The organism is Wenzhouxiangella sp. AB-CW3 (genome assembly GCF_014725735.1).
Classification (GTDB): Bacteria; Pseudomonadota; Gammaproteobacteria; order Xanthomonadales; family Wenzhouxiangellaceae; genus Wenzhouxiangella.
The window spans coordinates 2,188,968-2,213,511 of sequence record NZ_CP061368.1 but is presented as its reverse complement, the minus strand read 5'-3'; the positions used below and the strand labels follow the sequence as shown (position 1 = coordinate 2,213,511).

4 protein-coding genes are annotated in these 24,544 nt (G+C 60.5%); all 4 read right to left on the bottom strand.

Features of this window, described 5'->3' with window-relative positions; translation table 11 throughout:
• Positions 1 to 2: 2 nt before the first annotated feature.
• Genes IC757_RS09640 through IC757_RS09625 form a run of 4 tightly spaced genes read right to left on the bottom strand, consistent with a single transcriptional unit; the run spans position 3 to position 24,174 of the window.
• Entirely contained in the window at positions 3 to 8,351 is an 8,349-nt protein-coding gene (locus IC757_RS09640; protein ID WP_190974108.1) for a hypothetical protein, read from the bottom strand.
• Between the two features lie 19 nt (positions 8,352 to 8,370).
• The gene (locus IC757_RS09635; RefSeq protein ID WP_190974107.1) at positions 8,371 to 10,134 is read right to left on the bottom strand and encodes a hypothetical protein; all 1,764 of its coding nucleotides are present in this window, start codon (positions 10,132 to 10,134) and stop codon (positions 8,371 to 8,373) included.
• Positions 10,135 to 10,141: 7 nt separating this feature from the next.
• Positions 10,142 to 11,131 carry a peptidylprolyl isomerase gene (locus IC757_RS09630; protein WP_190974106.1) on the bottom strand — a complete coding sequence of 330 codons (990 nt, stop codon included), beginning with the start codon at positions 11,129 to 11,131 and terminating at the stop codon, positions 10,142 to 10,144.
• Entirely contained in the window at positions 11,131 to 24,174 is a 13,044-nt protein-coding gene (locus tag IC757_RS09625; protein WP_190974105.1) for a beta-propeller fold lactonase family protein, read from the bottom strand. Before IC757_RS09625 ends, IC757_RS09630 begins: the two co-directional genes overlap by 1 nt.
• Positions 24,175 to 24,544 lie beyond the last annotated feature (370 nt).

Genomic DNA, 24,544 nt, shown 5'->3' with positions numbered 1-24,544 from the left:
GGTCAGTTCCCCGGATAAGCGTAGGTTTCGAAGAAGATACGGATATCGTCAATTCCTTCTCCGTCGCGTTCTCCACCCGAATCGGGAATCTCCTCGCCGTGGATGAAGGTCTCCAGACCCTCGACCGGATCGTTGAGGAAGGTGCCGCCGGGAATGATCATTATCCAGCGCCGGTTCCAGACCGACCGTCCAATGAGCCGGCTGTCGGATATCACCTCGGAGTCGTCGAACGGTTCGGAAAAGTGGTGCGCCGGAATGCGTGCATAGCGCCGGATATCGATCGGTGACTCGGCCACCGTATCGGAGATCGGTTGCCAGTCGAATCGGCCAAGATCCTGCGACCCGATGGGGAAGGGGATGGGTACGGCCTGATCAACAATCTTCCATTCGCGAGTGGTGAAATCATGCGCATCCGGAGCCCGGAGCACATCGGCACCGACCGGGAACAGATAGATGCGGGGATTGTCAGCCAGCGGCAGCCCGGCGTAGTTGTCGAACCAGCTGCCGACCGAGCGCACCCGGGTCGAGAACTGGCTGGAATCATAAGAGCCGTCGCCCGGTCCGAGGTCCCAGCCGAAGAAGTTCAGTCCGAAAGTGACGTTGGTCGAAAACTCGATGACCAAGCCCGGTTGGGGGCCGGCAGACTGTGGCGCGAACGGGCGGGCGTAGCGACGGAACTCCGGAACATTCCACAGGTCATCGACGCGCGATTCCTCCAGCTTCCGCCTCCACTGGCGATCACCTGCCGAACCTTCGGGTATGCGGAACAACTCGCTGCGCAGTGAGAAACGATTGGTCTCGATCTGCGGATTGTTGAAGCCCATCTGGCCTTTCAGGACCTCGAAGTTGAGTTTGAGCTGACCGAGCGCATCGGCAAGTCCCGGTGTGCCGGGTATCGGTGCTCCGTCAATGAGCTGTCCCAGGCTGCGCTCGCGCACGATGTCGGTCAGGAACTCCTGACCCGATCGCCCGTCGCTGCCCAGCAGGTTGGTGTCGTAGTCGTAGGCGGTCGCGGCCAGGTAGACGTAGCGGGCGGCCATCTCGAAGGCGGCTCGATATTTCTGCAGCGCATCATTGCGGAAGATCCGGAACGCCATGTCCTGGTAACGGAACTCCTGGATCTCGGCTGCACCGGCCCTGCGGAAGTTGATCATTTCTTCCTGGATTCTCAGCCCTCGCGCCAGGGTGGCCTTGTAGTCACCGACCAGTTGCTGAATGGCTTCGGCGCGAGCGAAGATTTCCGACCGGAGGACCGGTTCTTCCCGCATCAGGGCATCGACCTGGCCCTTGGCATTGAAGATGTCCAGTCGCGAGTCGTTGATCATGGTCTGGATGCCGGCCAGCTCGGAAACATCTTCCTTGGCCGCTTCGGTGGCGTTGGCCGTGACATCGAGAAGGTCTGCGCCGGTGTCGAGCGCAAACTGCGCCTTGCTGCCACCAATCTGGATGGCACAGCGTGGTCCGGAGGTCATGTCGCCACCGGCGGCAACCCCGGCAATCGTGCTTTTTGGCAGGCACTCGGCCTTGTTCTTGAATGTCGTGCCAAGGAACTCGCCGATCCGGCGGGCCGCGATTGCACTGTTGCGCATCGTTTCGGTGGCGATGGTCAGGTCCCGCAGTTCGCTGCGTCTATTATTGGCAACCTTGAGGTTGGCATCGGCCAGATCGAAGGTTGCCTGGAGGGTCCGTATCTCGTCCTCGATCGATTCCCGCAACTGGTCGTACTCCACCAGCGCCTGCTTGAGTGATATCCGCGCCTGCAGCATCTGGTGAAGGATCTGCTGCAATTCACCGGGTGCGCGGCGTTCTCCGGTCCAGTCATCGGGTGTGGTGAACCAGAAACCAAAGTCCGGTGATTCGATGGTGGTGTACTCGACATCGAGCGGATCGGAAGTGTCGAGCTCGCCGAGCGCGCAGCCGGCCGCCAACGGTGCGAAAAGGCACAACTCGCCATCGGAACCGGTGCGTTCGACATCAGCCTCGACGGGCTCGACTTCGAAGAAATTGACGCCGTGCGGGGCCGGGTCGTATGAGGCGGTGAACTCGCGGATCCGGTTGATGCCGAGGTTGTTGATGTCGTCATCGAAGTCGAACTCGGTGCCGGCCAGCGCCGGAACATCGATATACATGTAGTGATACAGGTCCGGACCGTCATAGCCGGCGGGATAGGTGCCACCCGGACCGATGTCGTCGGGGTAGGGGTAGCCGAAGATCTCGATCAATTGGTTGGAGAAACTGGTCTCCTGTGCCGCGGCATCCGCACTGATGTCGTCGACCTCGTTCTGGTTGCGGCGCATCTGGTTGTCGAGCTGGTTGGCGAAATCCCAGACCTGGACGGCATTCTCCAGTGCTCGGATCGCACGGTCGGCGATCTGTTCGAAATGCGATTCGTTGCCGTCTATCCGGGACGGATCGATATCGAAGGGCACGACATCGCGTGCCAGTCCCAGCGGATTGAGGCCGGCGTCGGCCTTGTCGACCTGGCTCTGTATGTCCTCGTACTGGCTGGCGATTTCGCCAATCTCGCGCACCGTGTTGCGATCGATTCGCTGGATACCGACGTTGTCCGGATTCGGGTCGACCTCGGGTAGCAAAGAGTTGGCCGTCACCCAGTCGTAATAGGCGCCCGTGCCCGCGCGACGCCCCCACTCGGAGAGACCCCAGGCACGTTCGGGGTCGCTGTCCTCGTAGCCTTGCCATTGACCGTCAGGGTCCTCGACATACATCGATCGGTAGGTCAGGTCGACGATTTCCGCACCGGTCCGTGCCTTGGCGACGGCGGTTTCGGCGAACTGGCGTTCGTCGAGGAAATCGACCTGGATGGGAACACCGGCAACGGTGACCGCTTCGGGTCTCGGCTCCCAGGTGAAGAACGGATGGCGAAGCAGGTCGTAGTAGGTCTTGATGGCCGTCAGGTAGTGACCCCATGCATCGCCGTGACCCTGTGGAAACATGATGCGGGCATCGAACTCGTCGATGACACCGTCGTTGTTCTGGTCCGTGATGTCATAGGCCTGCTGGTAGGCGATCTCGCCATCGCCCATGGTGAAATTCCAGAACAGGCGGTTATAGACCGGTGATGCAGTGACCGGTCCATGAGAGGTGTCGCGGCCACGCAGCAGGACGAGCTCCTCTTCGAGCAGCGAAGGCAGCTGATTCTGAAAGGCGAAGATGCTCGGGGCCAGCGAGAGGAAATCGCCGTCGCTGGTCCCGATACCGATGGTCGGATCCTGTGCATCGGCGAACGCCTCGTTGCCGAGCAGGGTGTAGAAGTCGACCAGTCGGGAGGCGACCAGCAGGATGGCATTATTGGCCGGCCCATAGTCAACCGGTGGTGTGCCGCCAACCGACAGTTGCATGGCCCGGCGCATGACAGTGGTATAGGCTTCGATCAATCCGAGCTGATTGAGGTTGTCCGGATCGTCATTGAGTGCCACCGGGCCTTCGTAGCGTTCGCCGAGCTGGATGAGCATGCTCACGTAGTTGTTGGTTTCGGCCTGGGCGAAGTCCTGGACACGCGCCTCGAATGGATTGAGGCGGTCGAGAACCCGTTTGACCCAGCCTTCGGCAAGCTGCGCCAGCGGCTCAAGCGGGGTTGCGCCGGGATTGCCGGCGAACACGTTCCAGTTTTCCTGGTTGCCGCACTCCGGCAGCCCGCGGTAGCGCGCCAGGTACCAGTTGTCCGAAAGCGTCTGTATGTTGGCGCCCTCGATACTGATCTCGACCGCACCCTGGGGATCGTCAACCGGGTACTGCAGCCAGCCGTGCATCTGCCCGCCTTCGGGGTCGGGCGGTGGCATCGGCGGAGAGCCGTCGGTGTCGGGCTGGTAGAACCACTCGAACTCGACGGCGTCGGGATTGCCGCCGAAATCACCGCTATGGCGCAAGACCAGTTGTTCATCGAAAATGTTGTCGGGTGCGATAACGTTGATCTGGCCTTGATAGCTGGCGACAAGGTCGGGTTCTTCAGGAGGTGGCGGATTGACCAGGCAGCCCACTTCGATGATTTCCAGACTGACTGGAAGCGGGCTTAAGGACTGGTCGTTGTTGAAGGCAACCGTGATATAGCCGGTGTCCTGCGACAGGCCGGCAGTGAGTGCCGCATCGACACCCACTGCCTGGAATGGCTGGAGAATGCCGTCGTTGTCTTCGTCCTGGTAGCCGATCAGCACATCGCTGGCTTCCACGTCGCGACTCTGTTCGCAGATCAGCTCCCGGTCCATGGTCATTATTTCCTGGGTGCATATCTGCTCGATCTGCTGCGGATTACGAGACAGTCGGAACAGGGCCTCGACGGCTTCATCCCAGTCACAGCCGGAATCGGGCGAAAGACAGTCATTGGTGAATCCGGTCGCTTCCGAACCGTCGCCACCGTCAAGCGTCTTGAGTGTGACCCGGTCGCGCTTGGACAGCACGTTGAGCAGCAGGAACGGGTCGCCAGCGCCGCTCTCGTCGAAGATGCCCCTGACCGAAAGCCGGTTGTTGAGTGGATCGTAGCTGATGCGATCCCGTATCGAGACGGGCAGGTTGATGCTGCCATCCGCCGAGCCGAGAATTGATTCGGTACCGTCGGTCTGCATTTCGGTAGCGATCTCCGACGGAATCTCGTCGAGGTAGACATAGCGCGGATTGAGTGGGTCGATCAACTGCGCCAGCGTGTCGTCGGGAGTGGCCCCTTCGGTCGTTGCCTGATACTGATCAAATATGACTTCGACAGCAGCCTGATTGATGATGTCGGGCAGACCACGCTTGGGCGATAGCAGTGTCTCGCCGATGGTCAACAGTGGAATGTCGTCGGGCCACGCGATCTCGTAGGTGACCTTGATGGGCTCGATCGGCGAGCGCGATCCGCCCTCGTCTTCCGGCAGCCGCTCCAGCCAAGGCACGCAGTCGCCGGCTTCGATCTCGTTTTCGTCGTTGTTTTCCAGGTCCAGGAAAAAGTTGGGCTGAGCGGGATAGTAGTAATGCACGGCGCCTGATCCGGCCGACGAAGACCAGAGCTGATTGGAGTAATCCTGGAAAAACGGCGGTGGCGGTGGTTGTCCTTCCGCCTGGCCGTCAACGAATGTTTCGGCGCAGCCGGGCACGAGCAGTTCTACCGGGTAGGGCGGCGAGACGGTCGTGGCCGCAGTTCCGCCATAACGGAAATCGTTGAAACCGGCGCCAGTGGCATCGACCTTGTAAATCCGAAAGCGCCACTCCGAATCGGCATCGTCGAAATACTTGACCAGGACGTACGGGTCGGAAGCCGCACCGATGTCGCCTTCGAGATTGCTTCCGAAATCCGAGCGCAGGGCAAAGACCGCATCGTGCCCTGAGCCAGTGCTGGATGGCGCCATGAAGGCATGCTCATCGTTCGGGTTGTAGCCCGGCTGATCAAAATCATTCTGCACGTAGATTCGTGCCGAGGGATAGTTCTGCGGGTCCAGTGGCGTCTGGCCGAGCACTTCGCCGCCCTGTTCGCTGGCCACGATGATGCGATCGGGGTCGAAAGGCCAGCGTGGCGCATAGCGCACCGACTTGGCGGGCCAGTACACGCCCTTGGGGTTGTCGCGGTACCAGGCAACAACCAGTTCACGTCCCTGCTCCTGCGGGCGGGAACTGCTGTAGCGATTGACCGGGATGATGGATCCGGAACGGTTGCTGCGATTGTAGGCGGCATCGGAGCCACGTCCATCGTAATAGGCAAGTTCGTTGACGACCCAGCCGGTTCGACCGGGTTCATTATGGAAGGGATCCGAGATTCTCTGCCCGATCTCCACCTCGACTCCATCAACGAACTCCGGTGCGGCCGTGTAGGGAACCGAGCGCACCACCTCGACGACGACCGGGTGCTGGGTCGGATCGATTTCGGGGCCGTTGACATAGACGATGACCGCATTGCCGGTGCGTTCGGTTGTGAACGACCCGCCACTGAACTCCGGGCCGCTGGAGCCGGTATTGGGGTCGATGACTTCAAGTACACGGTAGTTGCCGGTGGCGGGTTCGGCCTCGACCGGGGCCCCGGCGATGTGGATCTGGTGACACTCGGAAGTGACGTCATCGTTGCAAGGCTGGTTCGGCCAGCCGATGCCGCCGAACTCGCTGATCCGGCCTTCATCCTGTATGTCTTCACCCTGAATTCGCCAGCGGACCTCGATTTCGGGGATCGGCTGCAGCGGAATGAGCCGTGCATCTTCGTTGCCGATTGGCGGGGCCCAGAAGAAAATGCCTTCGCCGAGCGCGTCGAACTCCTCGCCGCCCACGGCGAAATCCGGCTCGTAGGTAACATCATCGACCTTGGCGTCGGCCGGTGGGGTCAATGCAACCCCGGCAGTCCAGTTTGCTTCCGTGAAGAACCGTCCGTCGATGCCCAGACTGAGGAAGAAGGCATCGTCACCGCCGAGTGCGGCCAGCGTATCAGTGGGTCCGAAATCGGCAATGGCCCGAAACCGGCCGCCTACATACAGGCTGCCGGCATCATCGGTCGAGATCGCGGTGCCCGAGTCGTCCTCGAGACCACCGGCGTAGGATGGGATGCCGGTTTCCTCGTCGTGGAAGTTGCCGCCGGTGACCCACGACCAGTTTCCTTCCGAATCAAGCGAGCCGATGAACACGTCGCTACCGCCGTCGCTTTCCAGGGTGCCGCCATCACCGCTATGGAAAGTGGCACTATCGCGGAAACGTCCGGTCACGAAAACACGGCCCTGCGAATCGATCGTGACCGACTCGGGAGTGGCATCGTTGACGGCTCTGCGCCATTCGCACAGTTTGGTGTTCAGATCGATGGCCGCCAGCCACGTGCCGAGATTGTTCGACGGCGAGCACGGGCTGTAGCTGACCTCGCCAAATTGTCGCGCAGCGATGACCAGCTGATCGTTGTCAGCGTCAAGCGCGATGTCCCGGATCTCGAATTCCCCGGCCAGGTCCATGTCACCGGACAGGTTGGGGCCGTCCTCGTCGAGTACATTGGACACCTCGACCAGAAATGGTACCTGTGCACCAACGGCTTCGACCTTGATGTGATCCACATACCACCAGCTGTGGTACCAGGTCTCGTTGTAGAACGATTCGGTGCCACCGCCATTCATCAGACGCACTCGAATCCGAAAATTCTCGTGAAAGGCATTGCTGTTGGTTATGACAAGTGCCTCGGTACCCGAGTAATCCCGCTCTTCTGCCGCTGGTCCCGCTCCACCCTGCCATGATTGAGGTACAGGTCGCCAGCCGTCGCTGGCCGACAGGTATTCAAACCGAAGATTCTCACCGAAGTGCGGCTTGTCGGATATCAGCCCATGCAGAGGCCAGTCTGGATTGAAGCCGCGCATGGTCAGCGCGGAGACATTGAGTATCTCTGCATCTGAAGTGTCGTAGGTCGGGGAATAGGCATAGGAGTGTTCAGCCCGCAGTGCCAGTGCCCGGTTTCCCGTGAAAAAGGAATAGCCACGAGTGAATGACCCCCACCACCACCAGCTGATGGTCTTGACGCCCTCGGTATCGAAAAGCAGGGCATACTCTTCATTGGAAGATTGCCAGCCGCTCCAGCTATTGAAGTTCTGATCGATGATCGTTTCGGTTCCGCCCTCGACGCGCTGGCCGATGGCATAGATTCGGTTATTGCTGTCGATTTCCAGGTGATCGAATGACTCCACCCCGGAGGCGTCGTCTCCGCGATTAACCGCCCAGATCAAATCGCCGTCGGTGGCGGCGAAGCGCGCAAGAAAGACATCACTGGCACCCGGTGCGCAGTTATCATTCTCCAGGATATCGCCGTCGATCACTGCCTGGCATTGGTATTCGCCGCCAACGACCACGGATTCCGGAACGGGCGGGGCAATGGTGCTGTCGCCGGGGACGGTTACCACGTCATTGGCGCTGGCTCCTAAAATGCCGGCGATGTCTTGGGCCCATCCCCAGCTGCCCTGGTTGTCGATCTTGGCCACGAAACCGTTGTTGCCACCGCTGTCGAGATCTACGCCGCCAAAGCGGGCGTCTTCCATGTATTCGCCAACAAAATAGATGTTGTTGGCATCGTCAAGCGTCATGTTGTGAACAGTGATGTCGAACTGGCTACCAGCCGAATCGGCCCAGACCACCTGGCCGGCCGCGTCGACGCGTACCACGAAGATGTCCTGACCGCCCCGGGAAATGAGCGTGTGCTCGCCAAGTTCCATCGTGCCGTGAAAGTGGCCGACGACAAAGACGTCACCGCCGACCCCGTTTTCCATGGCGACGACCTTGTCGTCGCCGCTGCCACCGGCCGAAAATGGCCAATCGGCGTGGCCGGGCAGGGCAATGGAAACAAGCAGGGCCAGTACCACGGCCTGTAAAATGCCGGGGAAGGTGACGCGGTTGAATCGGGTTGAGCGCATGATCGTCGTCCCTCGAGAACTACTGGTTCAGAACCGGAATGGCCGAAATGCGGCGCATACGGAAAATGCCGGATGTAAAGATGGTGTTGCGGTGCAGCCCGGTCAGCGATCCTTCATAGACGCCGCCGACTATGGAGTCGCCCCAGCCCGGCGGCCTGCGGCCGAGTGGGTCTTCTTCGGTGAAGATCAGGCGCATGTCGCGCGATACCTGGTAGGCCTCTTTTTCAAAGTTCAGGAACTGCGCATCCAGATTGTCGTGGTCGGGGTGATAGCGATGCAGGAAGGGGTTGGTCGGAAAATCCGGTTCGGTGACGAGCGTCGTATTGAGCTGCTCGCCGGGACCGAAACCGCCGGAGAGGTCCTGCTCGGTGCCCTCGAAATCATAGCCAATGGTGCTGTAGCGCAATCCGACTGATCTACCGCCGCGCAGGGCCGCGCCCGAGTAAAGGGAGATCAGGTTCTTGTCGGTCAGCAGCACATAGCGGCCCGGTTCATCGACTTCATCGAAGTCCGGATCGAAGGCGCTTGGGGCAGTGGTGCCGTCTTCCCACATCTGGATGACATCCTTCAGCAGCCGGGCCTGTCCGGAGGAGTCAACATGGACAATGACCCGCTGAACGAAGCTGTCACGGGTCGGGGTCGGGGTCACGCCGGCCTGCTGCGATTCGCTGACCGCGTCGACTTCGATATCACCGACCCATAGTCCGGCATACGAGACCGTTTCCTGCGTGTCGCCGTCGCGCAAGGCCTGTATCGATTGGGTCGCCGGCCCGATCAGAGGCTGGATGGTATTGCCGCCGATATGCAGCAGAATGCGCTGGCCCTGTTCGTCGGTGACCTCGATGACCTGTTCCATACGCGAGCTGGTGAACTGCTCGCGCAGAATGGCCAGTGTGACCTGGACATCCTCGCCGGCCGGTGCCTCGAGCACCAACTGATTGCGCAGGGTGGGCCAGGAGGCTTCTCCGGTTTCAGGATCCTCTCTCTGCCAGGCAAGTGGCATGGTGTCACCGCCCACGCGGCGGATGAGGAAGGTGCCGTCCTGATCGCTCCGGTTTCTCAGGACCATGAGGTTCTCGGTCAGGGCGGCACTGAACTCCAGTGAATCGCCGGAGTCGAGCACAAGGTTCATCTTTCCCTGGAAGCGGGAACTGCCCTGTGTGCGGACCCAGTAAGCCTCACCGTCATTGATCGCGGTCGTCGCCGGATTGACTTCATGCCAGCTGCCGTCGGGGTCGAGCTGGTAGATCGGCTGTCCCTGGTGTGACGATGAACGTTCGAAGAACTCGGCGAAAGTCGGCGGAGCTTGTGGGTCGATCGACAAACCGGTCAGCGTGAATGAATCGGTTTCCCAGTTGATTCGCTGGAAGCGCGGACGTCCCTCGACAACAATCTCCCTGGTTTCGTTGCCTTCGAGCTCGATCAGATAGGCCTGGTTGGCATCGATCCGGAACAGATTGGACAGGAAAGCCTCAGGTCGCGGTTCCGGGAACCAGGCGAACCAGCCCTCAATATTGTCGAGCCCTTCCGACGGATCGCGCACGAAATCCGAACCCGCCTCGTCGGGAATCCAGCGCCAGACGCTGGCAACCGGAACGCCGGAGAACACCCGGCGGATGTCGCGGTCGACCGGATCGACGTTCATGTACACGGCGTTCCAGCCCGGCTCCAGTTCGATGGTCTGCTCGACCGTGCCATTGTCCTGGGCTGCCACCGGAGCGGCGAGCATCAGGGCGGTACCCAGCGCGGCGGTGGTGGTCATGATGGAGGATCTAATGGACATGGTCTGTCTACCTCTCCGAGCCGGAAGCAGGTACTGCCGGCGGTTCACGGTCGTCACGGGCCGGGGGACCCAGCGGCTCGATGGCTTCCAGGCGTGACATGCGAATGCGGGTATCGAAGCGCGAAAGCAGGTCCTCGCGGAACTCGTTCTCGATTTCCCGGTGCCGGTCGCGCAGGATCCCCTGGCGAATGCCAGTGGCTAGCTCGTCGACCGGTCGGCTGCGCTCAGGTTGATATTCGACAAGGCGAACGATGTACAGGCCGTCGTCACCCTCGAGAATGCCGGATGTCTCGCCGGAATCGGTCATCCGGTTGGCGGTCTCGACGACGACCGGATCAAAGCGATAGCGTTCTGTGGCATGCTCGCCGATCCAGCCGATGGCCCCGCCACGGTAGCGACTGGTCTGGTGATCGGAATACTCCCGCGCCACCGCTGCGAAGTGGACGACGTCCTCGTCAAGTTCCTGAACGGCTTCATAGGCCTCCGTGATCCGATTTCGGGCGGCCTGCTTCATCTCCTCGCTGGCCTGTTCGGGTACGCCAATTCGGATCATCGCAACACGTCGGCGTGCCGGCACACTGTATTCCTCGGCACGTTCGGCATACACCGCTTCGATTTCCTCGTCGGTAACGCGAAGCTCTTCCTGCCTGGGTCGCAGATTTTCCTGCACGTACTTGTTGACCAGGATTCGCTCCATGGCACGCAATGTGGCCGGTTCACGGTCCAGCCCGGCGTCGCGCGCAGCTCGCACGGCGGCCTTGCGATACAACAGTGAGTCGAGCAGCTCCTTCTTCTGGTCGAGCTCGTGATACTGACCGGGGCGCTGGCCACCACGGCGCTCCATTTCTGCAATGAACTCGGTTTCACCGACGTAGACGCCGTTGATCTCGGCAATCCAGTTGTCCGGTGGAGGCTCGGCTGATTGCTGCATGGCCAGCCACCAGCCGGCGGCCAGCCCGATGAGAAGTGTGGCGATTGCGGTCAATACGGCTTTCATCAATTGCCTCCATCGTTCGTTGCTTCAAACCGGTCTCGGAAAATGACCAGTTTGATCGTGGTCTTGTCGTAGTCCGAACTGTTATCCGGATTAATGTCGTCATTGCCGGCGAGGTTCGCTTCGGCCTGCTGGACCAGGATCACGGGGGAGTCGTGGTTGTCGAGATTCGGAGTGACTTGTGCGGTGAGTTCGTAAATGACAGTCTGACCGGCATCCAGGTGAACTGTATCGGCAAGATCTCCAACACCAGAGGCGGTGCAAGCCACATCACTTTCCTCCTGACAAATCCACTCCACATCGCTCAGGTCTTCACTGATCGTTGCGCTGATATTCACACTTTCTGCCATCTGTGAACCGATATTGGTTGCAGTGATGATGTAGGTGACCACTTCATTCAGCACAGCCACTTCCTGGTGATTGTCGATATCGACGGTGACATCCGGCCCATTGACCAGATCAATGACATGTGATGCGTCATTGTTGGAAAGATCGGGATCATCATGCACCGTCGATACCACGCCACTCAGCGTCAGGCTGTCCTCCACACCATCGAGCTCGGCAAGGTCCGAAACCTGTACTTCGATGCTTGTTGCTTCACCGACGGTAAGTGCGCCGCTGTCGCACATCCAGCCATCTTCTTCGGTGACACAAGCATTGTTGACCAGTGCCGAGATCGGCTCGTCAAAGGCAAACTCGACGATCGAGTCGATTGCGTCTGAAGGACCGAGATTGTCGATAGTCAGAATGAGGTTCAGCTCGCCGGAGCCATCCGGATCAAAGGCGGCGGGGCCATCAATGGACAGCGCGAGGTCGGGTGCAATGACGATCTCGTGGCTGGTCGACGACTCGTTGTTGTGCAGATCCGGGTCTTCAACCGGTTCGGCGGGCCAGGCTGAAGCCGTGTTTGATACCGTGCCCGTGGCCGAGGCGGGGAGCTCGCCGCCGACGGAGACCGTGACGCTGCCATCGGCCGGTACGTTGGCGTTGAATTCCGGGCTTCCACTTCCTGAGCCCGGGCAGCTGCCGCCATCGGTGCCAGTGCAGCTCCAGTTCACGTTCTCGATTTGAGCATCGACGAGGTCGGTCACGGCGACTTCGGGTGCGTCGCTTGGGCCGGCATTGTCGATCTGCAGGATCCAGGTCACGGACTCCCCGGCCACCACACTGTCGCCTTCGAGTGACTTGTGGATCGATACATCGGCTACGGCCGAGACTTCGGTGACATGCGAGGAAGTCTGGTCTTCCGGGTTGGGGTCGGTGGCGTCCTCTTCGGGAATGATGAACGCGGTGTTCTGCAGCTCACCGATCACCCAGGGGGCGATGGTTGCATCCACTTCGATGGTCAGCTCGTCGCCAACGAGCAGATCGGCGCTGAAATCGCTGCCGTCACCGCTGCCCGTACAGGTGGACGCGCCGGTGGCCGTGCAATTCCACTGCTGGTCAATCAGGGCATCAGCCGGGTCGGTTACATCATTGACGCCAATGCCCAGGGCGTCACTCGGACCGGCATTGGTGACAACAAAGGTGAAGCTTGCATGCTCCCCGGCCACTGCTTCTGCCGGCCCGGTCTTTTCGATGGCGAGGTCGGAAACCACCTCGATCTCGGTCACGGAGATGCCGTCGCTGTTGTCCGGATTCGGGTCCACTCCCTCGCCGGGAACGATGCCCGCCACGTTGATCAGTTCGCCCCGGGCCGAGGGATGCACCATGGCGTCATAGACGATTGTGGAATATCCGTCGACGCCAAGATCGATATCCAGATCGATGACATCCTGCTCGCCGCCAGCATCGAGACAACGTGACAGGGCCAGTTCCGGCCATGTCAGCAGCTCGTCGTTGGCAATAGACCACAGGGTGCCGCCGGAGCGGTCGCTGGCAAGCAAGCTGCCGCCGTTCAGGGGTTCACTGTGGCGATGATCGAGCATGCCGTCGGTCCAGTCGCGTGCAAACACGTGAATGGCCTGATCATCGACCAGGTAGAGGCGAGTGCCTGCCGGATCGAGATGAATGGCGGCGGTCTCGCCCATTTCCGGCAGGTCTTGCCAGGAATGAATCCAGGTCAGATCGCCATTGTCATGGCGGTCGAACAGTGCCAGTCCATCGTCGCCCAGGATGTAGAGATGACGATCGCCGGGACTGGTGGCCAGATCGAAGGCGCCATTCAGTGCAGCCAGGGCGCCGTTGTCCGAGTCTTCGCCATTGCGCCAGACCGTCTCGAAAGTCAGTGTGCCGGTCTGTTCGTCGCGCGTGAAATGCGCCACCGAATCCGAGCCCGAGGCGACCGAATACAGGTCGCGGTCGTTGGGCGCCATGCTCAGGGCCTCGATCTGAACGATGACCTCGCTTTCTGGCGCGATGGTGCCGGCACCATCGCCGATATGTGCGATGAAGGTGAGGCCGCCGGTGTTTTTATTGCGCTCGAACATGGCGATGGCACCGGCATTTAATGTGCCGGTGAAACGGCTGGCAACATAGACATGCTCACCGTTGCCGGAGAGCATGACATCAACCGGTTGCAACATTCCGAAAACCTGGTTGCTGCCGGAGACGTAGGATTCGAAAAACTCGAAGTGGTCGTCTGCTTCGGCCCGGGTGAATGCGGTCAGGGAGTCGGCCTGGTAGCCGGTCACGTAAACATTCAGTTCGTCATCACTGACATCCAGGGCCGAGGCACCTGCGATTGTCGGATCCGTGATGACCTGGGCTGACTCGAAGTCTGGCAAGCCATTGTCCAGCGGCGCGATCAGCAAAGAATCGGCTTCCGCGCTGACTGCGTAGAGTGTGTCCTGACCAAAGTGCACATCACTGAGCACCAGTCCGGAGTCATGGCTTTGCGGTTCGTCGAGTGGCGGATTGGCCTCGCATGACCATGTGCCGGTTCCCTCGATCAATCCGCCTTCCTCTTCGGGGTGAATGGGTGGCTCATCCAGGAACGCGGCCATCATCGCATCACTCGGTCCGGCGTTGGTGCTGTCGATGTAGTAGCGAATCGATTCGCCGGCCACGACCGGATCGGGTACGGCAGACTTGACGTTGGCCAGATCCTGGGTCGGAACCAGGGTGCTCACGTCGGTGCGTGTATTTGTTTCCGGATTGAGTTCCTGTTCGGGCAGCGGAGTATCCGCGTCGACGCGATAGTGGATCTCGCCGCTGGCATTGGCCTGGATCATGGCACTGACCTGGTAGACCAGCTGGCCATCTGCGGCGATTTCGACGGACTGGCGCCCCAGGTTGCCGTCGCCAAGCACCGGACAACGCGAACCGGTTTCGCGGCTCCAGGACGTGAGTTCACCGGCCAGGGTGTAGAGCTGGCTCTGATTCGGGCCCATGGCCACATTCGAAAGACCGGCAAGCTCTGGCTCACCGGAGTAGGTCTGGATAATTTCCGGTTCAGGCCGCATCAGCCCGATGAGCAGGACGCGCTCTTGTTCCTGAACGTAGAGCCGTCTGCGATCGGCCTCGTAGACCATCCGGTCGGGAGAGTCGAGATTGTCAAGATCCAGTGTGTCGGCGGTGAGGGCGCCGGTGTATTGCAGTTCGATCTCGTCGTCCTCGTCAATCACGATCTCGAATTGATCGATACGGTCGGCGTCCGGGGAAGAGATGAACAACTCATTGTCCTCGCTGACCACAATCGAGGTCGGGTCGGTCAGTGCCTCCGAGCTTTCGGTGATCTGGAAGTCAAGGCGGACGGCCTCCTGGCTGAGCGTGCCAGTGGCGGGGTTGCGACGGAATACACTCAGCGAGCGGTTGTCAGTCGCCGTCACGAAAAGCAGGTCGCCGTCGGCCGACCAGGCCAGGTCAGACGGTGTGTTCAGCCCATCGATACCATCTTCTCCCTGGCGCAACACTTCAATCGGCTCTAGCGATCCGTTATCGGTATTGATGTCGAAAACCACCAGTGCATCGTCGGCGCTGCCCAGCGCATACAGGCTGGCGCCATCCGGACTGGCCAGCAACTGACTGACTCCTCCCAGTCCGGAAATGTCCGGATCGGAATTATCGATGGCTTCGCGAAACTCCAGTTCTCCGCTGAGCGTGTCACGTTCGAAGATGGCGATGCTGTCAGCATCGCTGCCGGCTGCATAAAGGAAACGGCCGTCAGCACTCAGGGCAAGCGCGCTCACGCCCTGCAGTCCGATGATGTCATCCTGGCCCTGGCGCAGGGTCTGCAGCCTTTCCAGTCGGCCGCCGATGGCAGCGCGACGGAAGGCGGAAACGGAGGCTAGACCGCTGTCGATGCCGGCGACGTAGGCGTGCCGACCATTGGCTGCAAAGACGATGTCGTGATGGGCGGTCAGGGGCTCGTCCGCGGCTCTTGCCGTCCTCAGCATTCCCGGTCGTGGATCCGGCGTGCATTGCCAGGCAATGTCGTAGAGTGCCGCGGGAATGTAGTCCTGCAGCGCGATGCTGTGCGCGTAGGATGGTCCGAGGTTGGTCACCGTGATCTCGTAGTCGATGGGTGCGCCGGGAACAGCGGGCGAATCACCGGCATCGATATCGACAACCAGGTTCATGGCCGGAGCCAGGACAGTGTCGTCGTCGGTGTCCTGCTGGGTTTCCGGATTGGGATCGAGGAATCCTGAGCCACTGACTGATGCAGTATTGACCAGGGTGCCGCTGGCATCGTCCTTGATTCGACCGCCCGCGGTGAAGGTCACTCGGCCACCGGCCTGCAAACTGACGGTGGTATCCAGGTCTCCCTCGCCTTCATCCGCCACGCAACCGGCCAGCGGATTGGAAGTACACGACCAGGTCACATCTTCGAACTCATCGGGGAATTCGTCGATGACCACCGCGCTGGGCACGTCGCTGGGGCCCAGGTTCTCGACCACGATGGTATAGAAAACCATTTCCCCGGGTGCGATACCGCCAAGGCCGTCGATGAGGATATCGCGGAAATGCAGATCGCCTGCATCGATCAGGCCACGCTCGAAGGTGAGCAGGGCATCCGATCCCGCCGCGGTGGCATAGAGATGCTGACCACCGCTGCTGATCATCAGGTCGCTGATTTCCTGAACTCCGAAGACTTCACCGCCGGTCAGCGGGCTTTCATCGCCATTGGCGATCTGCTCAACCAGGCTGATGGTGGCATCTTCCGGGTCGATGGCATAGACAGTGATGGCTTCCTCGCCACCAACGTAGAGAAAGTCGCCGGAGTCGCTGATTTTGATCACGCCGGCATTGTTCAGGCCGGTGGTGTCACCGAATCCGTCCTGACGGAACTCGATGAATTCCAGGTGCCCATCGGATTCGTCTCGCTCGAACAGGGCAATGGTGCCGGCGTCGTCGCCGAGCACATAGAGGTCCAGCCCATCGGCCGACATGGCCAGGTCTCGCACGCCGCCAAGACCGGCCACGTCGTCGGATTCGTTGGTGTAGTGCGTGGTGTAGCTGAGCTGACCGAAGCCGGCGCTTCCTTCACTGGGATTACGTTGAAACAGTGCCAGCGTGTCGGAATCACGCCCGAGTACATACAGATGCATTCTGTTGGGCGAAAGCGCCAGAGACATCGGCGAGCCGATGCCCGCGACACCGTCGACGGCATCCTCGATACGTTGCAGGAACTCGAGCTCTCCGTAGTGATCATCATCGGGATCGTTGTTGCGTCTGAATGCCACGATGGAGTTGGAGAACTCGCTGGCGACATACAGGTGTGCCTCGTCGCCGCTCATGGTCATCACATGGGCGCCAGAAAGTCCGCTGACGTTGTCGACCCCGTTCTGCAAGAACTGCACGGGCTCTATTGCGCCCGTAACTGAATCTCTCTCGAAGACGATAACCATGTTGTCCGTGCGCGATACCGCATAGAGGTGCGACTGGCTCGAGTCAATCAACAGGTCCGTCACCCCGTTGAGACCGGTCAGTCCGGCATCGCCGTCGCGCACGACATCGTCGAACATCACCTCTCCGTAATCACTGGATCCGGGGTTGTCGTTGCGTCGGAAGATGGATATGGCACTGTCATCTCGTCCGGCCACGTAGACAAAGTCGCCTGTGCCGGCCACCGCAGCGGCGCCTTGCAGTCCGTCGTATTGGCTCAGGCCGTCGTCCTTGGTCAGCACCAGGTCGGCGACACGGGAGATCGGGTTGGTATGTGAGTCGGAGTGGTTGCTGGTGTTGCTGTCGCGGTCGGCCACGACCGTTGCCGTATTGGTGATCTGCTCGTCGACCGAGCTGAGTACATCAGCTTCGATATGGAATGTCACCGTGCCGCCGGCGCCGATGTTGAAGGGTTCGCTCTCGATGCTGCCGGTTCCGCTGGCGGTACAGAAGGAGTCGGCCTGACGGTCGAAACGGGCAAGCGCCGGTTCCTGGCTTCCGGCGACATAGAGTTGATCGAGTGAAGCATCGAAGACCATGTCCGATGCACCGAGCAGGCCTTCGACCAGGGCCGATGAATCGGCCCTGAGACCGCCGTAGTTCAGTGAGCCGTCTTCGGCATCGCGTACGAACCAGGCAACCGAACTGCCGACCGGGCTGGTGGCATAGAGGTGATTGTCGTCATCGGTCAGGGCCAGGTGCCGCACGCCGTTGAGGCCGAATATTCCGTCCTCGCCATGGACCATGGTCGAGGCGGTCGAGAGCTCACCATCGCTATTGCGATCGAGAACCAGAATCCGATCTGCTCCGGCAGCCGCGACATACAGATGCTGTCCGTCGCTGTCGAAGACGGCCGAGCCAATGCCAGCGGTCGGCTCGAGCAATGAAGTCTCGCCAAAACTGCGGTTCCACGCCAGCTCGCCGGTGTCGGCATCTCGCTCGAACAGGCCGATGCGCCCACTGCTGCCCGATAGTGTGTAGAGCTGCGAACCATTCGGGCTCAGCACGAGAAACTCGACATCAAGCAGGCCGTCGACGGTGCCGCCGTTGTCGTTCGGGTCGGAGATGCCGTGCTGTTCGGACTCGATGAAGCTCAGGCTGCCGTCAACTTCGTCGCGGCCGAACACGGCCACGGCATCGTCGTTGCTGCCGGCGACATAGAGCTGTTCATCGTCGGGGCCGAGTACCAGGTGAACGGCACGGTCCAGACCGGTATGGCCGTCCTGCACTTCAATCAGTTCCACGCCCGGCGTGCCGTTGTCCGCAATCAGCTCGAACACCGTCACGGTATCGGCAATCCGACTGGCGACATACAGGAAACGACCGTCGGCGCTGGCTGCCAGCGAGCGCGCCCCGGCCAGCGAAGCGACCATCTGTTCACCAACACCGACGACATCGCCGTCGCGGATGATGACCGGATCGGAAACGCTGCCATCGACCTCGTCGAGCGGGAACAGCAAAATGGCGTCGTCAAACGTGCTGGCGCCCGCGAGAATCGGCAGGTGACCGTTGACCGTTTGGATCTCGGTTCGGACCAGGCCGGTCAGATTGCCGATGGACTCGAATCCGCCGTTCTGCTCTTCCGTATCGGCCAGATAGGCATCGAGAAATTCCAGCGATCCCGAACCGCTGGCCTCGCAGCTCCAGGTGGCGCCGTCGACGTCGAATACGTTGGGGTCGAGCGAATCGGTCAGCGTCAGTTCGTGATCCGGTTCATTCACAAGGTTGCTCGGACCGGGATTTCTGATCGTGATTTCGAAAGCTGCCCGTTCGCCGGCAACAACCGAAAGGTCTTCGGACGTCTTGGTGACGCTGATATCGCCCTCGGGAATCAGGCTGATCAGGTCGGTGTCGGAGTTGTTGCCCGGATTCGGGTCATTGAAGCGCTCGGGTGGCGACACGATGGCGGTGTTTTCCAGCATGCCGGTGGCATCGGCCCTCACGGTGGCATTGGCGCGGTAGACCAGGGCACCGCCGACACCGATGTTGACCCGGTCGTCGATGTTGCCGCCACCGCCGGCGGTGCAGCTGGAACCGGCACCGAGCAGAAATGCCGACAGCGAGGCCCGATCGGCTGGCGGACTACCGAAACTGACGCTGTAGACATTGCGGGAATCGGGACTGACTGTCAGCGAGCGCACCTGGCGAAGTCCGGCCACGCCATCGACGCGATTGGCTCGGGTCTCGACCAGGCTGAGTTCGCCAAAGCGTTGCCCCGATTCATTGACGTCACGATCGAACACCAGGATGGAGTGATCGTTGGGGGAGGCGACATAGACACGGTTGCCGTCGGGGCTGACTTCGACATCGCGTGGGCCTGACATCGATTCGATGTCGTCTTCGTTGTTGTTCAGAATGGATATGGGCTGGATCTGGCGAAATGCCGAGCTGGTCGGATCGGTGACCCTGCGCAACACGGCGAGCGTGTGGCTCTGCTCGCTGACCACGTAGACATGCTCGCCGGCGCCCCGGCCGCCGGCCGGTGGCACGCTCAGCGCCACGGGACGATCGCCGATGCCGCCTTGCATGACCTGCAGCATCCTCAAGTCGCCGCGATCAGCGCTGACCAGGTCGTTGTTGCGTTCGAACGAAACCAGCGTATTGTCGGTCACGCTCACGCCGAGCAGTTGTTCGTCGTCGCCGGTCACGACCAGGTCGCGAATCCCGTCCAGGCCGCTGACCCCGCTTTGACCGCTGCGCACCGAATGTCGGTAGGAAAGCCCCAGGGTGTCGAGGTCGCGATCAAAAATCGCGATGGTGCGATCGAAACTGCCGGCAACATAGAGATTGCGTCCTTCCGAGTCCATGGCCATGCCCTTGGCGCCACCCAGGCTGTCGATGTCGCTGGCACGGAATTGCTCGCGGAAGGTGAGAAAGCCGAACTCGGCGCTCCCCTCGTCGGTATTGCGATCGAAAACGGCCAGTGAATCATGGTTCTGGCTGGTCACGAAGACGCTTCTTCCATCAGGACTGACAAAGACACGGCGGGCACCATTCAGGCCATCGATTTCATCATCACTGTCGAAGTAGCTGATGCGGTGGTCGAGATGCTGGCCCAGCGTGTCATCGGTCAGTCCCAGGGCCGGATTGCGGGCAAATACACTCAGAGAATCGTCTTCAAGGCTGACGGTGTAGACATGCGCACCGTCGGGGCTGGTGACAACATCATTGGGCGACTGCATGCCGTCGACTTCCTCGTCGATTTCTTTCTCGATAAAGGCAAACAGCGGGTCGGGCGCCTGGCGCGAGAATCGTGCCAGGGTTCCGGCGGGTGAATCGTCAACAATCACCAGCGCATGACGACCGTCAGGCGTGATCAGGATGTCGCTGGCCTGTTCGAGCACAGGACCATCGTCCTCACCCTCGCCGGGGTCGATGTCGATCTCGTCGTCTGTAATCAGTTCCTCGGGTGATAACCCGCCGCCGATGACATCGCGGCGATACCGGTACAGCGCGCCCTCGTCGCGGCTGGTCACCAGCACATGCTCACCGTCGATGGCAATGTCCAGGCGCGAAAACGGGCCGAACAGGTCGTCGCCAAGTCCGCCGGGTGGCTCATAGCGAAATGCAACGCTGATCTCTTCTGTCTCGTTGACATCCGAGTAGTCGATAACGATCAGTTCATTCGCGCCGGCCGACATGCCATAAAGATGAGCAGCATCAGGGGCCAGCACCAGGTCGACCAGATCTTCAGTTTCCGCATCGTCAATGGAATGGAGCTTGTCCAGGCTGCCTGCCGGATGACTGCCACCGGCCGGGCGGATGGTGAATGCAAACAGGCCGGGTGATTCGTCGTTGGCGGCAAACAGGATGTCGTTACGGTGGTCGATGATCAACGAGCCGGGACTATCCAGTCCGGGTTCTTCGTGATCATCCTGGTGTTCGGGCAGGCCGGTGGCCGGGTCCTGGTTGAATATCGCGATCTGTTCATCACCGGAAACGTAGATGTGACCGCTGGTCATCGTGATGCGTCGCGCATCCTCGGGCAGATCATCGCGAACCTGATCCTGGTAGGTCAGCGTGCCGTAGTCGGGATCGGCCGGATTGGTATTGCGCTCAAAGGTGGCAATGGCCGGTGCGATGGTTTCGTCGGGTATGTTCTCTTCCTCGTCTCCTTCCATGAACAGTTCTTCGGACAACACGTAGATGTATTCCCCATCGGGCGACATGACCATGTCGACCGGTGCGTGCAAGCCGCGCACTGTCGAGCCCGTACCCGGCGTCTGTATGCCTTCGATATGGGTTTCGAGCAGATTGATGCGCCCGAAAGTCGCGCCGGGCGTGGGATCGCGATCGTAGATCAGCAGCCGACCAGTATCCTCCTGTGCGGCTATTACATAGATCTGGCGCCCGTCATGGCTGGCCAGCGAGGCGCGTGCCCCGGACTCCGACGGGGAGTGCATGCGCTGAAAGGTCAGATCACCGGGTACCGGCGTGGTCGCCTCACAGCTCCAGGCAACGTCTTCGAGCTCCGGAGGGAAGATGTCGGTGACCGCGGCGCCAAATACATTGTCCGGCCCGTCGTTCTCGACCGTGATCACGTACTCGATCTCGCTGCCCGGGGCGATGAAAGTCCGATTCGATGTCTTGCTGATGGAAAGATCGGCTTCGCCGGCGAGGTTGGTCTCGATCGTGGTATCGGCAGTGCCGGCCGGGGAGGTGACCGAGGCAGTGTTGATCACGACTCCCTCGGCAATGACAACGGTCTCGACCTCGATGATCAGCCGAACTTCGCCGCCGGGTGCGATATCGACTGATTCCTCAACCGAGGAGACCCCGGTGATCGGCGTGTCCGGGCTGGTTGTCAGGCACTCGGTCTGGTCGACGGCTTCGGTAACCAGGCAATACCAGCTTGCGCTGCCGTCGGCGAACAGGTCACTGTCAAGCTCGTCGGCAATGGTCGCATCGAATGCGTAGCTGGGCCCGCGATTGGATACATCAATCTGGTAGGTCAGGGTGTAGGGAGGATCTCCCGTCTCCGGCTGGAAATCGATCAGCGACTTGTCGATTCGCAAGTCGGCTTCGGGGAAGACGTTGGTGGTGACTGTCGATTCGTTGTTGTCGAGATTGGGGTCGTCAAAGCCATCGGGCAGGATGATTTCGGCATGGTTTACAAGATCGCCTTCGGCGCGGGGATCAATGGTACCCACAACCGTGTAGACAACAAATGATTCGGACCCGAGGTCAATCAACTCATCGAGTTCGTCTGCCTCGTACCAGTCGGTGGGTTCCCCGCCGGTTCCGCTCTGGCCATCGAGATTGCAGTCGGCGTTGCCGAATGCCTGGCATCTGAACTGAATGCTGCCGGGAACAAAACCGACATCTTCTTCGTTTTCGTACAGCGGTAGAGGATCGACCACACCGACTCCTTCGGCCCCGATGAACCCCGGGTTGCTGACGACTATCTCGTACTCGTGTTCGGTGCCGGCAATGGCATTGTCGGTATCGTCCTCCTTGAGAATGGCCAGATCGGAGGCAACGATGACGTTCACGTCCACGGAGTCGATGTTGTCATCCGGTGAGCCTTCTTCGGTGACCGGACTTTCCGAATGCAGTGAAACCGTCGCCGTGTTCGAGATGGTTCCTTCCGAAGCGGTCGGGGAGGTCGACACGAATACCCGGACCAGGCTGGTGTTGCCGGCCGCAATCGAAAGCGCCAGGTCGGTGATGTTGCCTTTATCGAAATCGACATCGCCCGGGCAGTCGTCCGGGCCGAACTCCATGCCTTCACCCTGTTCGCCGGTATCGCCGTGGTCGGTGGTGCACCAGGTCCAGCATGGGGTGCTGCCGTCGCCGTCCGGGCACTCGCTTGCGATGCCGTTGAGCAGCGAGTCGAAAATGTCTTCTACCATCACGCTGTCTTGGCTGTCGGGGTCGTGGCCCAGGTCGCTCGGACCGCTGTTGGTGACGCGAATCTCGTATGCGAATTCGCTTGCCGGCGCGGTTTCTTCCTCGGTCGCGGTCTTCTCGACCGAGATTTCGGCACGGCGGTCAATATCGAAACTGGCCTGGTCGGCAGTGTTGCCAGTGTCGGTCTCGACGTCGTCATCCCCGGCAGCGATCGAGACGTTGATTTCCAGCGGGTCGGACAGGGCCCGGCTGTTGTAGTCAACCTGGAGTTGCAAGTCGATTTCCGCATCCGCTGCCAGCTCGACCTCGATTTCCAGCTCCCCGTCGTCTTCGGACAGTTCAGTGCAGTCCGCCGGCAAGCAGGAGTATCCGAGGTTGTCGATGTCGTCGGCCGGGTAGCTGATGGTGACCGTCGCTGCGGAGGCGTCGGCCGGGCCATCATTGGCCAGCGTCACGCTGTATGCCTGGCCGGTAGTGCCCGGGACGTAGTTGTCAGGCAGGCCGGGTGCGAAGGCTGCCGACAGGTCGACGCGGGCTTCGCGATGGAGTTCCACGCTGTCTTCCTCGGTCTCGCCGTCGGGATTATTGAGATCTGCGGGAATGGAAAGGGTTGCCGTGTTGGTCAGTGTTTCGCTTTCGGCATCGCTGTCGTAGCTGACATCGAGGTTGTAGATCAGGGTGCCACCGGCGGGAATGGCGAGCGTCTGGTCGATGTCTCCCGACCCGTCCGCTTCCGGGCAGCTTGCGCCGTCCTCGCCCGAACAATCCCAGGCATCGATGGTCATGCCCACGGGGGCGTTGTCGACCAGTTGCACGTCGGAGGCATCCGAAGGCCCGTCGTTGGTGACCGTGATGGCCATGGCTTCATCGACACTGGCTCCGGGAACGTAGGTTTCCTCGGTCGCGGTCTTGGTGATGCTCAGGTCGGCTTCGAGTCGCAGATCACTCTCAACCGTTTCGGACAACTCGTTAGTGTCACCATCGGTGACTTCCGCGGTCAGCTCCAGCGGATCATCGTCAAGATCGGAATCGAACTCGACGGTGAGGGTGTAGGTGATTGTCTGATTGGGAGCAATCTCGTTGCCGTCTTCGTCGATATTGCCGTTTCCGCTCTCCGGCGGGCTGCAATTGGAAGGGGAAGGGGCATTGCAGGTCCAGGAGACATCGAGACCTTCGGGAAAGTCGATTTCGACCGATACCTCGTCGTCGGTCTCCTCACCTTCGTTCTCGATTGCCAGCGTATATTCGATTCCGCTGGTGCCGGGGGTGTATTCAGACGGCCCGGTGAACTCGACGATGAGGTCGGATGCGGCGAGTGCCTGGCTTGCCAGCAATGCCGCGAGCACGATGCCGGTCCAGGTTGCGGTCATCACTGCGCCCGGAAAGCGGCCAGTCCCTGATCGAATTTTCACGGCTTCTCCCTCGAAGTTCCTGCAAGAACGAGCACACCGGTCCTGTGATTCCGGCTGCTCTCCAGCTGCCGTGCTGATTACCCGTTGCGCAGACTTCAGAAGGGGTGATGTTCCGGATTAGGCTGGATTCCAGCCCTCACGTCCCGTTGCGTGATGGCCTGGCGGCGTCCCTCGTTATGCTCCGGAAAACCTTGTGGCAGTTGCCGCTGTGGCAGGACCGGATGGTTGAAAATCCGGATCCGGGCGTGAACCAATTACCTCAAAGCTCGAATATCTGATGTTCTATTACGCTGGATGGATGTCGCACGAAAACTTGATGTTCGTCACA

Excerpts from the sequence above, each read along its gene's own strand:
- IC757_RS09640 (WP_190974108.1), bottom strand. The coding sequence starts at position 8,351 with ATGCGCTCAACCCGATTCAACCGCGTCACCTTCCCCGGCATTTTACAG.
- IC757_RS09630 (WP_190974106.1), bottom strand. The coding sequence starts at position 11,131 with ATGAAAGCCGTATTGACCGCAATCGCCACACTTCTCATCGGGCTGGCC.
- IC757_RS09625 (WP_190974105.1), bottom strand. The coding sequence starts at position 24,174 with ATGACCGCAACCTGGACCGGCATCGTGCTCGCGGCATTGCTGGCAAGC.
- IC757_RS09635 (WP_190974107.1), bottom strand. The coding sequence starts at position 10,134 with ATGTCCATTAGATCCTCCATCATGACCACCACCGCCGCGCTGGGTACC.